This window comes from Gordonia sp. ABKF26 (assembly GCF_041103195.1).
Classification (GTDB): domain Bacteria; phylum Actinomycetota; class Actinomycetes; order Mycobacteriales; family Mycobacteriaceae; genus Gordonia; species Gordonia terrae.
Genome location: NZ_JBGCVZ010000003.1, coordinates 1,663,946 through 1,677,076, shown reverse-complemented (window position 1 = coordinate 1,677,076; position 13,131 = coordinate 1,663,946). Strand labels below are relative to the sequence as shown.

Here is a 13,131-nt window from a genome sequence, read left to right as displayed (position 1 = left end):
GTACGGTCTCTGGGGTGAACAGTGCCGTTCCCGTGACCCCCGAGCCGTTCAGTACCGACGAGGCGCAGCGGGTGCGCGCGATCTGGTCAGACCTCGACCTGCCCGGCATCGTCGACGTGCACACCCACTTCATGCCGCGCCCGGTCATGGACAAGGTCTGGGCCTACTTCGACTCGGTCGGGCCACTGGTCGGACGCGAGTGGCCGATCACCTACCGCGCCGACGAGGACGTCCGGGTGTCCACGCTGCGGGACTTCGGGGTGCGGGCCTACTCGTCACTGGTGTACCCCCACAAACCGAACATGGCCGAGTGGCTGAACGGCTGGGCGCACGACTTCGCCGCGGGCCATGACGACTGCCTGCACACAGCGACGTTCTATCCGGAGGAGTCCGCCCACACCTATGTCTCCCGCGCCATCCAAGCGGGAACCCAGGTGTTCAAGTGCCACATCCAGGTCGGCGACTTCTCCCCCACCGATTCGCTTCTCGACGGCGTGTGGTCCCAGATCGCCGATTCGCAGGTCCCGGTCATCATCCACTGCGGGTCGGGGCCCGCGCCCGGCACCTTCACCGGACCCGAACCGATCCGCGAACTGCTGCACCGGTTTCCGTCGTTGCCGCTGATCGTCGCGCACATGGGGATGCCCGAGTACACCGCATTCCTCGACCTCGCGCTCGAGTACCCGAACGTGCACCTGGACACCACGATGGCGTTCACCGATTTCGCCGAGGAAGACGCCCCGTTCCCGGCGGACTACCTGCCGCGACTGGCCGACGCCGGCGAGAAGATCCTGTTCGGCAGCGACTTCCCGAACATCCCGTACGGCTACACCCACGCCCTCGAGGCGATCATCCGCCTCGACCTCGGGGCCGACTGGCTCCGAGACGTGTTCTACCGCAACGGCTCCAGGCTCTTCGGAATCGGCTGACCCAGGCGTCCGGCGAGCGCTTACAGGACCTGGGACAGGAAGGTCCGCAGGCGGTCGGACTTCGCGTCGTCGAAGACCTGTTCCGGCCGGCCGGTCTCGACGACGGCTCCGTGATCCATGAACAGCACGTTGTCGGAGACGTTGCGCGCGAAGCCCATCTCGTGGGTGACCACCACCATGGTCATCCCCTCGGTGGCCAGGTCGGCCATCAGTGCGAGCACACCTTTGACGAGCTCGGGATCGAGCGCGGACGTGGCCTCGTCGAAGAACATGACCTCCGGCGTCATGGCAAGTGCTCGTGCGATGGCGACGCGCTGCTGCTGGCCTCCCGAAAGGCGTGCCGGGCGCACGTCGGCCTTGTTCGTCAGCCCGACGATCTCGAGCTGCCGCAGGGCGACCTCACGGGCCTCGTCCTTGCTCAGGCCCTTCAGCTTCCGCGGTCCGAGTGCGACGTTGTCGACGACGCTCTTGTGGGGGAAGAGGTTGAAGTGCTGGAACACCATGCCGATCCGGCGTCGGAGCTCGTCCGGGTTGTCCTTGAGCACGGACCTACCGTCGAGCAGGATGTCCCCCTGATCGGGTTCGTGTAGCCGGTTCAGCACCCGCAGGAGGGTCGACTTGCCCGATCCCGACGGCCCGATGACGGTCGTGGTGGTGCCGGCATCGACCTGGATGCCGACGCCCCGAAGCACACGCTGCTTGCCGAACGACAGGTGCAGATCGGTCCCGGTCAGCGAGACGGCCTTCCGCGGGGTGGGCGCGGGCGAACCCGACGACGAGGCATTCGAGGCCTGGGAGTCGGACTTGTGGAGATCAGGCACGGGCCTATCCCTTCTCGACGACGGTCGGGGGCAGCGGGTCGTCCTGGACGTCGGCCGGTCGTCCGGTGCGCAGGCGCCGGTCGATGTAGTTGACCAGGTGCGTCAGCGGGATGGTCAGGATCAGGTACATGATGCCCGCGGCGACGAGCGGCGAGAGATTGCCTGTCTGCGCGTTCAGATCGCGGCCCACGGCGAACAGCTCGCGCTGACTCGCCAGCAACCCGAGGAAGTACACCAGCGAGCTGTCCTTGATCAGACTGATGAACTGGTTCATCAGTGCCGGGAGCACCCGTCGGACGCCCTGCGGCACGACGACGAGCCGCATCGACTCGCGATAACTGAAGCCGATGGCCCGTGAGGCCTCCAGCTGACCGTCGTCGACGCTCTGGATCCCGGACCGGAAGATCTCACCGATGTAGGCCGCGGCCAGCAGGGCCAGCGCGACGGCACCGAGCCAGTACGGGTTGTTGCCGGTGATGCCCTTGACGACCGGGCCCACGCCGAGACCGACGATCAGGATGACGACCACCGCGGGCAATCCGCGGAAGATGTCGGTGTAGACCCGCGCCGGCCAGCGCAGCCAGCGCGAGCGCGAGATGCCGCAGATCGCCAGGATCATGCCGAGGATGGTGCCGAGGACTCCCGATACCAGCGACAGGATCAGGGTGTTGACCAGACCGGTCTTGATCAGCTCGGGGAATGACTCCTTGTAGAGATCCCAGTTGAAGAACGTGTCGCCGAGCTGCTGGAGCGTGCTCTTGGGCGCGGTCTCCTCCGCGGGCCCGGCCTTCTCGGCGTTCTCGGCCGCGATCGCGGCGATGTCGGGGAGCTCGGGCGTGGGAGCGGCCTTGCTGCCGGGCTTCCAGCCCTCGGGCAGTTCGCGGGGCACCCAGTCGACGTAGAGCTTCGCGTACGTGCCGTCGGCGATGATGGCGTCGAGTCCGGAGTTGAGGGCCTCGGTGAGCCGCGGCTTGTTCTTTCCGACCGCCCAGGCGACGAAGTTGTTGACGCTGAACGTGTTCTCGACGATCGCGGTGCCATCGCCTTCACGAACCGCACCCTCGGCCTGCTGAGACGGCGCGACCCAGGCGTCGACCTGGCCGCTCCTGAGGTTCGCGTAGGCGGTGGCGTAGTCGGGGAACTTGACCGGGTCGAGTCCGAGCGTGTTGACGACGTAGTCGTCCTGCACGGTGCCCTGGACGACGGCGATACGTGTGGACGCCGACAGGTCACCGAAGCTCTTGATGGAACCACTGGTCGGCGCGACGAGGGAGAAGTAGCCGAAGTCGTAACCGTTGGTGAAGTCGACGGTCTTGCGACGGTCGTCGGTGGTGGTGATCGAGGACGATCCGACGTCGAAGCGGTTGTTGGCCACCTGCGACAGCAGCCCCGCGAACTCGGTGCCGTTGAACTCGATCTGCAGACCCAGCTTCGCGGCGACGGCCTTGAGGAGTTCGTTGTCGAAGCCGGTGAAGTTGCCCGCGCTGTTCACGCAGATGCTCGGGCCGGCGTCCGACAGGGTGCCGACGGAGATCTTGCCGGGCGACAGCAGCTCCAGTTGGCCGACGTCGATCTGGTCGAGCGGCGTGGTCGACGCCGTGGTGTAGCGGTCTTCCCCGCCCTGATCCGCGGCGGCGAGGTTGACCGGAGCCGCCGACGCCGACGCGAGGCCGGCCGGTGCGCAGCTGTCGGCCGGAGCGGCCTGCGCACGGGGTGCGGGTGCGCCGAGGATGGTCAGCAGTCCGACGATGGCGGCCGTGAGGGCCAGCGCGACGACGCGGACGGCGCGCGGCGCGTCCCGTCGGGCGCTACGGGATCTGTGGTTGGACACCGTGTCGACACTATCCGCACGCGCAAGAGGTGTCCCAAATTTTTGCCCGCCGGTGAGTTTAACCCGGTTGACCAGGGGGTCGTCGCCGTAGCGGCGCCTGCGAGGCGTGCGTCGAGCGCGACCGTCGGCCACGTCCGCCCGCGCCGATCGTCGAGGACGCCGTGCGGAGTGACCCCCGAGGATTCTCAATCCGGATGTACGAATTCCTTGTCGGAAAGCGGTGCTCGTGCTACCAATGATACAGGGATTCGGGATTTGTAACATCATTCTTCGCCGCGCCGGAAATCAACCCCCTCTTGAATCTCTGGCGCCCATCCCGCTATCCCACAGGCCGTCGACGTGCGGTTTTGTTGCGGCCTGCGTCCACTGTCGAATTCGAAGTGAAAGCGGGAAAAATCATGCTGTCTGCACTCTTCTACGCAATCGAGGCTTTCGACAACCTCTTGTGGGACATCGCCGAAACAATTGTCACCGGAAGCGACGAAGCCGCCGGCTCGTAGTCCCCCATCCAGTCAGGACGAGTTCAGCAGTGGGTCTCGCCGGGCGATACCCACTGCTGAACCTGTGTTCGGAGCCCCTACACGCCGGCGCCGGACCAACCAGGGTACGACGGCCAGGTGCCGTCAGGTCACCCATGTCGCCGCAGATACTGACGTCGGGCGAGGGCTCGCCAGGACGCCCACCTGCGTCAAGAGCAAGGACTCTCCAGTCACCAAACACGTTGAACCCCGGGAACAGGCTGTCGCCGGCCTCCGACCCGGGCGGCGCAGTCCCTCCGCTCTCGATGGTCAGCGACACCATGCCGACGCGCCCGAAGGCGCCTTGCGGCGGAAAATCCGCAGAAAAGTAGGGCGGGAAGGACGTCTCGCTGCTACTTGCTCGACCGAGATCGCAGACCTCAACCACCGTCTGATCGCCTGATAGCGGCCGCACACTCGCGATTCGGAGAATCTTGTCCGCGGTGTTGTAGGGATCGTTGCTCGGCGCTGGGTCGAGGATGTCGGGTATCGGCACTGCCTCGCGAACCCCCGGGAACTCACCCTCGACGTCCCAATCGAAAAGCACGAGTAGATGGGACTCAGTGACCGCACGGACAAACGTACCCAGCGACGAATCAAGATCGACAACGCTGTCGTCCCGCCACCTCATTCTCCACTGCAACCCCTGTTCCGCTCGAGCCACCGATGGAGGAATGGCGGGGTTCGCCACCGATGCTTTCGCGCGTTCGTCCGGCCCCTCGGATGATTCGTTCATGCTGCACCCGAGTAACAACGTGACGCACAGGGCGAGGATTGAAACTGCGCTAACGCGGCGCACTGTCTGAGACCTCAACTTCGTCTTTTGTTTCATCGATCGTCGGATCTTCAGCGGATTCATCGAAATGGTCGTTGTAGCGGTGCCGGATCGTTTCAGCACCAATGTCCCGCGAAAACTCTCGGAAGGCATCTCTGTTTTCTCGAACCATGTCCGTATCGATCGTTCCGTCCTCCAGCACGAAGGAGAACGTCGACCCGACTCGATTGGTCCACGGATTGCCCCAGAGATCGGGCCGGTCCTCGACGACACCAGAAGTCACTTGCACGACCCGGTCTGTGCCCGTAGTCATTTTGTCCAACCGCGTCTCCATGTCACGAATCTCGGTCCGCCAGGTGTTTTCGTCCTGCTGTGGGTCCGCAGTCGGGAGACTGATCTCCTCAGCTTTCACGAGTGGCACCGTGAGTCCAGCGACCTCGGATAGACCCGGAATCCACAGTCCGCCCGTACCGACCAGCGCACCCGCGGAGTCGATCAGGAACGTGTCCTCATTCCATTTGCGCAACCGTTCCCACTCGTCATTGTCCGCTAGCGTCTCCAAGGCGTTGCTCAACCCGCCGCTCATCGAGGAATGGATCTTGCCCGCGGCAGTGGCAAGTTCGGAGTTGTCCGGGTCGCTTCCGAACTCGTGCGCAAGGTAGTTCTCCCACTGGACGGCCGCGGTCAGGGCGATTCGGCCGGCTCCGGGATCGGTGGACAGGACTCCGATCAACTTGGAGAACTCAACTGTGTCTGCGAGCGGTCCGGCCGTGTGATTGGTCAGAACCTCGTTGGGCGCGTCTGCAAAGTTGCCGAAGTAGGGGGCGAGATTCGCAGCGAGCACCTGTGAGAGATGGGGATTTCGCTCGCCGAGAGTCTCGTATTCGGTATTTCCGCTGTGGTCCTTGTCGACGTAAAGGGCGTCAAGCGTCTTTTCGTTCTCGATGAGCACACGCGCAAGCGCATCCGCCGACTTACCTCCGAGCTCACCCTCGTAGCCAGGCGCCGCTGCCGCTTCGCCAATCCAGTCGAACAGGTCCGTCGGTCCGCGCTGATCATCGGGGCTACACAGCTTCGGATCGACTTCCGACCAGTTCTCGGTGAGGACGTTCAGCACGTGCGCGTCTGCGTCGTACCGATGCCCTTCAGCGACCGTTACACCCATCCGCTCACCCGTGAGGAAGTCTGTAACCGCCTGGTGGTCGTGACTCGCGGTGCTGAGCATCGAGCTCGCGACCTTGCGGACCTCGTCGAAAGACTGGTTCTCGTCGTAGAACCCGAACGGCGTGTCCTCGTCGTGCGGGAGCGCTCCGACGATTTCCGAAGCCTGTTTCAGCATTCCCCGATCGACATCAGTTCCCAGCTGCAGACTGCGGTCGGTGCGGTCACTGAGGATCGTATTGAGTGTCTTGAAATCGTCCAGGCGATTCACGCCTGTAAGCGAGTACAGCCGGCCACCGGACCCGACCATCTCATGCTTGATCTGGTTTTCCCGCAGCAATGAGACAACAGTGCCGGGAAGCTGGTCGAGCCCACCGGCGGACCCCGCCTTCGTCCGCACGTTCGGCGACGACATCACCCGTAGCGCGTTGCCGAGCGCACCCGGCGCTTGTTCGTGAACGCGCAGCAATTCGTTCATGTCGGCCGAGCCGACCTCGGTCATGAATGTTCGCAGGTAGTCGTACTGCCCTGCGGAATCTCGGTTGGCCGCCCTTGACGGAGGGATTCAAGTTGTTCGGGGGAGAAGTGCGTCGCATGGTTCAGTCGCGCGAGACCCGCAGGTGAAATAGTCCCTTCTCGTAAGGCTCTGACGTCGAGCTCAGCTTGGCGTGAACTCAAGCCCGCGGTGACCGGCGCCAGTGCGCGAATCAATTCCTCGGCTTGCGCGATTGCGCGTTTGGTGTCGACATCGGCGTCGTGCAGCTCACGAGCGAGTCGCTGGAGCCGCACAGTCTCGGTCTTCGACTCGTTTTCTCGCTCGGTGCGATCTCTCGCAATCTGAGCCAGCGCGGTCTCGTCGCCCTCATGGGCCCGAGCTTCCGCCTGATAGTCGCGGAGGTCTCGGACAGTCCAGTCGTCCTCCACCGAGAATCGATCACCCTCGAGATTGGTGGCCGTGGTATTCAAGGCTTCTACCATCGGCGTCATCCTGTTGGCACCCGATTTGAAGGCGTCAGCGAGTTGCTCGACACCGTCGGCGACGCGGGTCATCTGCGTCTTCTCCCACTCCGCTCGGGAGACGGCTCCGTCGTACGACCTGCCCTTCCAGTCGAGACCGGTCACCTTCGCGTACAAGTCCCCGGCTTTGCGCTCGATGGCAGTCCACACCGGCTTCAACGAGTCCGCGGCCTACTGGAGCACCTCGGGATGGGCGACTCGGACAATCCTGCGGGGTTTGTCGGTCATCACTCGGGTCGCTGGTTGAGGTTGCCCAGCGACTGCAGGAGCCGAGCCTCCACGTCGTCCACATTCACCAAAACAGACGCCGCCGAGTCGAGCGCATCACCGAACTGCTCATGTCGCCCGGCTATCGTCGTCAGTGCCTGCTTGACGGAGGCATCTACGCTGTCGACCACAGAAGCGACCTCGAAACCGGTCATCGACATCTTGACAGCGCCGAAGGTCGGGGACTCCATCGTCCGGAGAGACATTCCGTACGTCGCCAGGTGGCGAGACGCGTCCGTCAGACTGCTCGGAGTCACCTCAACAGGTTTTGGTGCCATCGAATCCCCCAACCACTCACCGCACCCCTCCCGCAGGGGCACAGGCAACCACGTCGAGTGATAGTAGCGGCACTCGTGCTTGCAGCCGCACGTCACTACACAGGAGGCGGCCGACCGGTCGACACGTTCGGCGGTAGGTATCCCCTGGCGATACCTACCGCTGAACCCGAATCGAGGCTCCTCAGCCTCGGGCGGCGATGCGTGCCTGGACTTCAGGACGCCGCAGCGGGGGCACGGTCTTCGGCGGTTGACGACGCTCCGGCAGGACGTCGAGGAGGGTCCGCGTCGCCGCGGTGACCGCGGTGACCGCCGCCTCGAACGCCTCGACGTTCGCCGCCGACGGATGGCGGACCCCACTCACCTTGCGCACGTACTGCCGAGCCGCGGCCTCGATCTCGTCCCCCGTCGCCGGCGGTTCCAGACCACGGAGTTCGGTGATGTTGCGGCACATGGCAGATCCCTTCGGTCGGATGCTGGTGCGGGTCGCCGCCGGGGCCGAACCGAGGTGGGGACCTCAGTCACCGATCTTGACGACCGCTTTGCCCAGGATCCGCCCTTCGGCCAGATCGGTCAACGCCTCGGGCAGCTGATCGAGCGTGTAGGTCACATTCACCTGCGGGGACATGCCGTCCGCGATCATCTGGGACAGCTCCTCGTGCAGGGTCGCGGGGAGGTTCAGCTCCGGGTGCGTGCGCACGTACTCGCCCCACGCGGCACCCACGACCGCGATGTTGCGGAACAGGACGCGGTTGAGCTTGACGGTCGGGATACCGCCCGCCGCGAAGCCGACCACCACGTACCGGCCGTCCGGCGCCACCTGGCGCAACGCCTCGTCGAACACCTCACCGCCGGACGGATCGATCATCACGTCGACACCCTTGGGGAAGATCTCCTTGAGCGCGGTCCCCCAGCCCTCTTCGAGCTGGACGATCTCGTCCGCCCCGGCACTGCGCAGCAGTTCTTCGGCACCCTTGCGGTGGACGATCGCGACGACCTTCGCGCCGAGCGCCTTGGCGACCATGATCGAGGCGGTGCCGACGCCACCGGCAGCACCGAGCACTCCCACGACCTCACCCTTCTGCAGGTGGGCGCGGGTCTTCAACGCGAACAGGGCCGTCTGGTAATTGATGCCCATTGCCGAGCCCTGCTCGAAGCTCAGCCCTTCCGGCAGCGGGAGCAGCTGTTCGGGTGCGGCCGCGACCTGCTCGGCGAAGCCCCCCACGATCGACGCGACGAGGACCTTGTCACCGACCTTCACCGTCGACCCCTCGGGCGCCGAGCGCACCACCCCGGCCACCTCGGTTCCGGGCGTGAACGGGGTGGGGACGCGGAGCTGATACTTGCCCTGGCTCATCAGGACATCGGGGAAACACACCCCGCATGACTTCACATCGACGAGGACCTGACCGTCGGCGGGTACAGGGTCCGGGACGTCTTTCAGTTCGAGTCCGGAGGGGCCTGTCTCTGCATTGAGTACCTGAGCTTTCATACGGCTCACCCTACGCGGCGGCGCTCACAGACCCGATAGGATCTGGTGCCATGTCACACCCCACGGCCCAGCTGCCGAGCGCACCGTCCCCCGAACGTCTCCGAGTCGCCGAGGAAGCCCCCGGGTTCATGCCGCTCGACGAGGCGCAGACACTGTTCGAGATCGCCGGAGAGTATCTGTCGCAACCGGATTCGACGAAGGTCGGCGTCGAGATCGGTACATACTGCGGCAAGTCGACGGTGTTCCTCGGTTCCGCGGGCGAGGCACACGGCGCCGTCATCGTGACCGTCGATCACCATCGCGGTTCCGAGGAGCACCAGCCCGGGTGGGAGTACCACGACGAATCGCTCGTCGACGCGCACACCGGCACGCTGGACACCTCGGCACGCTTCCGCCGCACCATGTTCGACGCCGGGCTCGACCAGACCGTGGTGGGGGTGCTGGCACCGTCGACGGTCGCGTCGAGGGTCTGGGGCACGCCGGCCGACTTCGTGTTCATCGACGGCGGCCACAGCATGGAGGCCGCACAGAACGACCTCGACGGATGGGCGCCATGGGTTCGCATCGGCGGCGCCCTGCTCATCCACGACGTCTTCCCCGACCCGGCCGACGGCGGGCGTCCGCCGTACGAGATCTACTGCCAGGCACTGGAAACCGGGCAGTTCACCGAGGTCAGGGTCGAGGGATCGCTGCGCGTCCTGCGTCGCGGATCGGGTGATGTCGGTGCGCCACTGACCCCCGAGGTCTGACGCGCTGCGCCAGTGCGGGCGCTAGGCTTCCGCGGCCAGCGCCCGCACCTTGCCCAGCACGTCGGGGTAGCGCTTCAAGTGCGCACCGCCGTTGACGTCGAACGCGGCGCCGGTGATCCATCGCGCCTTGTCGGAGGCGAGAAATGCGATGATGTCGGCGATCTCGGACGTCTCACCGCTGCGGCCCAGCGGGGTGTTGTCGAGATAGTCCTCGGTGAGTCCCGGGACGAAACCGATCCCCTCGGTCAGCGGGGTCATCACCAGTCCCGGTGACACCGCGTTGACCCGGACCCCACGCTCGGCGAGTTCGAGGGCGGCGACCTCGACGAGCATCAGCACACCGGCTTTCGAGGCGCAGTACGCGCCCATCCCCGCACCGGGTTGCCGACCGTTGAGCGAGGCGATGCAGGTGATCGACCCACCGTCGACGATCCGTCGGCCGGCGTGTTTGACCACCAGGAACGTTCCGGTGAGACAGACGTCGACGGTGTGCCGCCACGCACTCAACTCGAGGTCGGTGAGCGGTCCGGGGTCGGAGAGTCCGGCACAGTTCACCGCGGTGTCGAACTCGCCCACATCCTCGAAAACGGCTGCCACCGAGTCCTCGTCGGTGACGTCCAGCCGGACCGCGCGCACCGCATCGCCTCGTTCGGCGGCGACCGCCTCGGCGCGCACGAGGTCGACGTCGGCGACGACCACCTCCGAACCAGCGTCGGCCAACGCGTCGACGGTGGCGAGGCCGATCCCCGAGGCGCCGCCGACGACGATCGCCCGACTCATCGGGCCCCGGCCTCTACGGTGTGGCCCATGGTGACCAGATGCCGTGTCAGGAAATCGATCTCGTGCTTGACGCAGGGCTCGAACCAGTCGTTCCCGGCGAACACGTCGAAGTGGTCGCACGGGTAGTGCCGCACCTCGGCGCGTGCCTTGAAGGCCGTCTTCGACGCGGCGTATGGCGGTGCGACGTAGTCGAAGTCAGCGATCTGGAACAGCACCGGAGCGGAGACCCGGTGTGCATACTTGTCCGCGCGGAAGCCCCCGATCTCCAGGCCGACCGAGGCGTCGACCTCGTTGCGCCAGGACGGGCCGGCAATGGCCTGGTAACTCTCTTGGTAGCCGGGCGCCGTCAGCGCGGCGCCGGTGTCGCCGGGTTGCCCCACGACACGCATCATCTTCGGGGCACGACCGAGGCGTCGCGACACCGCACTGGCCACCGCGGTCGCGGTCGACTTCGCGATCGCCGCCCCGCCGTTCTGCGCGTAGGCGACCCGGCCGGCGGCCGGCCCGTTCACGAAGGGGATGACGGAGATGACCGCGGCAACGTCATCGCGGTCCGCGGCCACGGTCAGTGCATGGCCACCGGACTGCGAGACACCCCACAGGATGATCCGACCGGGATCGACGCCCGGCTGTTTCTTCGCGGCCACGATCGCGGCACGGTAGTCATCGGCCTGACGTTCCAACGAGATCTGTTGCCGTGGTTCTCCTCCCGACAACCCGAAGCCGCGATAGTCGAACGCCAGCACCGCCAGGCCCGCCTCGGCGAAGCGCTGGGCGTAGGGGCCCAGACCGGAGTCCTTGGTCCCGGCGAAGCCATGGGCCATCACGACGACGGGCCGTGTGCCGTCGACCTCGAAGGGCGACGCGGCCGCGCCCGGGAAGAACCAGGCGTCGCACTCGGCGTCCGACGAGGAGAAGCGCACGGTGGTCGCACCGTCCGGTGTGTTCATGCCGAGGCTCCCTTCGAGACCAGTTCGGAAGCGACGCCGGCCCATTCGGTCGGCCCCTGCTGTTCGGCCCGGCGGATACCCGCCGGAATCTCCTTGGTCCGCATGTTGTGTTCGTACAGATAGTGATCGAGCTGCTGGGTGTGCCGCGGCCGATCGAGCATGTGGCCGGTGTAGTACTGCATGTCGGCCTCGATCGTCTGCCGCATCTCCGGCACCGACGGGAGCCGGTAGTGCCCCGTGGCGTAGGCCCCGATCAGACGGGCCTGACATTCCACGAACGGGAACAGCGTCGGGACCGCCTGCGCGAAACCGGCGAAGACGAGGTCGTCGATCCCCGGATAGAACATCCGCTTGTACAGATCGATGCGATTGTCCGGGGCGCTGATGAAGTCGGGATCGAAGAACGGGAAGGTGATGTTGTATCCCGTTGCGTAGATGATGATGTCGAAATCGTCGGAGGTGCCGTCGTCGAAGTGGACCGTCGAGCCGTCGAATCGGTTGATGTTGGGCTTGGGGATGACGTCGCCGGAGCCGAGCCGGAGCGGCAGCTCGACCGACTGGGTCGGATGTGCTTCGAAGAACTTGTGATTGGGCGTCGGTAGTCCGTAGTCCTCGGGACGTCCTGCCGTCACGGGCTGCATGACCTGGACGAACTTCCGCTGCCACGACGTGGGCAGGTACGGCGTCGACCGGTAGTACTTGTCGGCCGGTTTGCCGCCGAAGTACTTCGGGACGATCCATGCACCCGACCGCGTGGACAGGGTCAGCTTGTTGTCCAGTGCCTTCGACGACAGCTCGACGGCGATGTCGGCCGCGCTGTTGCCGAGTCCGACGACCAGGATGCGCTTGCCCATGAAGTCGTGCGGGGTGCGCGGGTCGATGTAGTGGTGGGCGTGCATCTCGATGCCGTCGAACTCGCCCGGGAAGTCCGGCCACCGGGGGTCCCAGTGGTGCCCGTTGGCGACGACTAGCAGATCGAACCGGCGTCGCTCGCCCAGCTGGGTCTGCAGTTCCCAGCCGCCGCCGTCGAGTCGGGTCGCGTGTTCGATGCCGTTGGTGAACTCGATCGACGAGTAGAGGTCGAAGGCCTCCGCGTACGAGTCGAGATAGGCCTTCACCTGGGTGTGGTGCGGGAAGTCCGGGTACTCGTCGGGCATCGGGAAGTCCCGGAACGACAGTTGGTGTTTGGAGGTGTCGATGTGCAACGAGCGGTATGCGCTGCTGTGGCCGTTCGGATTGCCGAACGCCCAGTTGCCGCCGACCCGGTCGGAACTCTCGAAGCATGTGTACGGAACGCCGTAATCGGTGAGCATCTTGCCTGCGGTCAGACCGCTGATGCCGGCCCCGATGATCGCGGTGGTTGGTAAAGGCACACTGCCCCCTCGTCGGACACGTCGTGGTTCGGTCGTCTGGGTCTCGGTCATGCGTGTAGACAGATTCTGGTTTGTGTCTACACGATGCGACGTATCGTGTACACAGAATCCGCGAACTGTCTACGACGCCGTCGTCCGTTCGCCGGAACCGCCGACGAGTACGCAGCAGTGCGCGCAGACCGTGACCGCAGGA

The 13,131-nt window shown here is 65.4% G+C and carries 12 protein-coding genes; 2 read left to right on the top strand and 10 right to left on the bottom strand.

The window, feature by feature from the left end; genetic code table 11:
- Positions 1-14 precede the first annotated feature (14 nt).
- Positions 15-929, top strand: coding sequence for an amidohydrolase family protein (locus tag AB4Z55_RS08080; protein ID WP_354563404.1), 915 nt, complete (start codon positions 15-17; stop codon positions 927-929).
- A 20-nt stretch (positions 930-949) separates the two neighbouring features.
- On the opposite strand, the gene AB4Z55_RS08075 is transcribed toward AB4Z55_RS08080, so the two are convergent.
- From AB4Z55_RS08075 to AB4Z55_RS08045, 7 genes are all read right to left on the bottom strand, one after another.
- Entirely contained in the window at positions 950-1,663 is a 714-nt protein-coding gene (locus tag AB4Z55_RS08075; RefSeq protein WP_354563425.1) for an amino acid ABC transporter ATP-binding protein, read from the bottom strand.
- A gap of 91 nt (positions 1,664-1,754) precedes the next feature.
- On the bottom strand, positions 1,755-3,581 hold the full coding sequence (locus AB4Z55_RS08070; RefSeq protein ID WP_354563405.1) for an ABC transporter substrate-binding protein/permease: 1,827 nt from the start codon (positions 3,579-3,581) through the stop codon (positions 1,755-1,757).
- A gap of 1,303 nt (positions 3,582-4,884) precedes the next feature.
- Positions 4,885-6,537 carry a hypothetical protein gene (locus AB4Z55_RS08065; RefSeq protein ID WP_369519517.1) on the bottom strand — a complete coding sequence of 551 codons (1,653 nt, stop codon included), beginning with the start codon at positions 6,535-6,537 and terminating at the stop codon, positions 4,885-4,887.
- Positions 6,534-7,085, bottom strand: a complete 552-nt coding sequence (locus tag AB4Z55_RS08060) for a hypothetical protein (RefSeq protein WP_369519516.1) — start codon at positions 7,083-7,085, stop codon at positions 6,534-6,536. The genes AB4Z55_RS08065 and AB4Z55_RS08060 overlap by 4 nt, the downstream gene beginning before the upstream one ends.
- Positions 7,086-7,279: 194 nt before the next feature.
- Positions 7,280-7,474: a hypothetical protein gene (locus tag AB4Z55_RS08055; protein WP_369519515.1), complete on the bottom strand. Its 195-nt coding sequence runs from the start codon at positions 7,472-7,474 to the stop codon at positions 7,280-7,282.
- Between the two features lie 304 nt (positions 7,475-7,778).
- Positions 7,779-8,048 (bottom strand): DUF2277 domain-containing protein, encoded by a 270-nt coding sequence (locus AB4Z55_RS08050; RefSeq protein ID WP_064570998.1) that lies wholly within the window; start codon positions 8,046-8,048, stop codon positions 7,779-7,781.
- Between the two features lie 63 nt (positions 8,049-8,111).
- The gene (locus tag AB4Z55_RS08045) at positions 8,112-9,086 is read right to left on the bottom strand and encodes an NADPH:quinone oxidoreductase family protein (protein WP_004022610.1); all 975 of its coding nucleotides are present in this window, start codon (positions 9,084-9,086) and stop codon (positions 8,112-8,114) included.
- A 50-nt stretch (positions 9,087-9,136) separates the two neighbouring features.
- Here AB4Z55_RS08045 and AB4Z55_RS08040 point away from each other — a divergent pair, with 50 nt between their 5' ends.
- A complete protein-coding gene (locus tag AB4Z55_RS08040) occupies positions 9,137-9,835 on the top strand; it encodes a class I SAM-dependent methyltransferase (protein ID WP_369519514.1) in 699 nt (232 codons plus the stop codon).
- Between the two features lie 21 nt (positions 9,836-9,856).
- Here the strand turns inward: AB4Z55_RS08040 and AB4Z55_RS08035 are convergent, their stop codons facing one another.
- From AB4Z55_RS08035 to AB4Z55_RS08025, 3 genes are read right to left on the bottom strand one after another with little or no spacing between them, the layout of a single operon-like run.
- Positions 9,857-10,615: an SDR family NAD(P)-dependent oxidoreductase gene (locus AB4Z55_RS08035; RefSeq protein ID WP_101822319.1), complete on the bottom strand. Its 759-nt coding sequence runs from the start codon at positions 10,613-10,615 to the stop codon at positions 9,857-9,859.
- Positions 10,612-11,565: an alpha/beta hydrolase gene (locus AB4Z55_RS08030; protein WP_369519513.1), complete on the bottom strand. Its 954-nt coding sequence runs from the start codon at positions 11,563-11,565 to the stop codon at positions 10,612-10,614. Before AB4Z55_RS08030 ends, AB4Z55_RS08035 begins: the two co-directional genes overlap by 4 nt.
- A complete protein-coding gene (locus tag AB4Z55_RS08025) occupies positions 11,562-12,938 on the bottom strand; it encodes a flavin-containing monooxygenase (RefSeq protein ID WP_369519512.1) in 1,377 nt (458 codons plus the stop codon). The genes AB4Z55_RS08030 and AB4Z55_RS08025 overlap by 4 nt, the downstream gene beginning before the upstream one ends.
- Positions 12,939-13,131 lie beyond the last annotated feature (193 nt).

Coding starts and splice junctions, on each gene's coding strand:
- AB4Z55_RS08040 (WP_369519514.1), top strand. CDS start 9,137: ATGTCACACCCCACGGCCCAGCTGCCGAGCGCACCGTCCCCCGAACGT.
- AB4Z55_RS08060 (WP_369519516.1), bottom strand. CDS start 7,085: ATGACCCGCGTCGCCGACGGTGTCGAGCAACTCGCTGACGCCTTCAAA.
- AB4Z55_RS08035 (WP_101822319.1), bottom strand. CDS start 10,615: ATGAGTCGGGCGATCGTCGTCGGCGGCGCCTCGGGGATCGGCCTCGCC.
- AB4Z55_RS08050 (WP_064570998.1), bottom strand. CDS start 8,048: ATGTGCCGCAACATCACCGAACTCCGTGGTCTGGAACCGCCGGCGACG.
- AB4Z55_RS08055 (WP_369519515.1), bottom strand. CDS start 7,474: ATGACCGGTTTCGAGGTCGCTTCTGTGGTCGACAGCGTAGATGCCTCC.
- AB4Z55_RS08045 (WP_004022610.1), bottom strand. CDS start 9,086: ATGAAAGCTCAGGTACTCAATGCAGAGACAGGCCCCTCCGGACTCGAA.
- AB4Z55_RS08030 (WP_369519513.1), bottom strand. CDS start 11,565: ATGAACACACCGGACGGTGCGACCACCGTGCGCTTCTCCTCGTCGGAC.
- AB4Z55_RS08065 (WP_369519517.1), bottom strand. CDS start 6,537: ATGACCGAGGTCGGCTCGGCCGACATGAACGAATTGCTGCGCGTTCAC.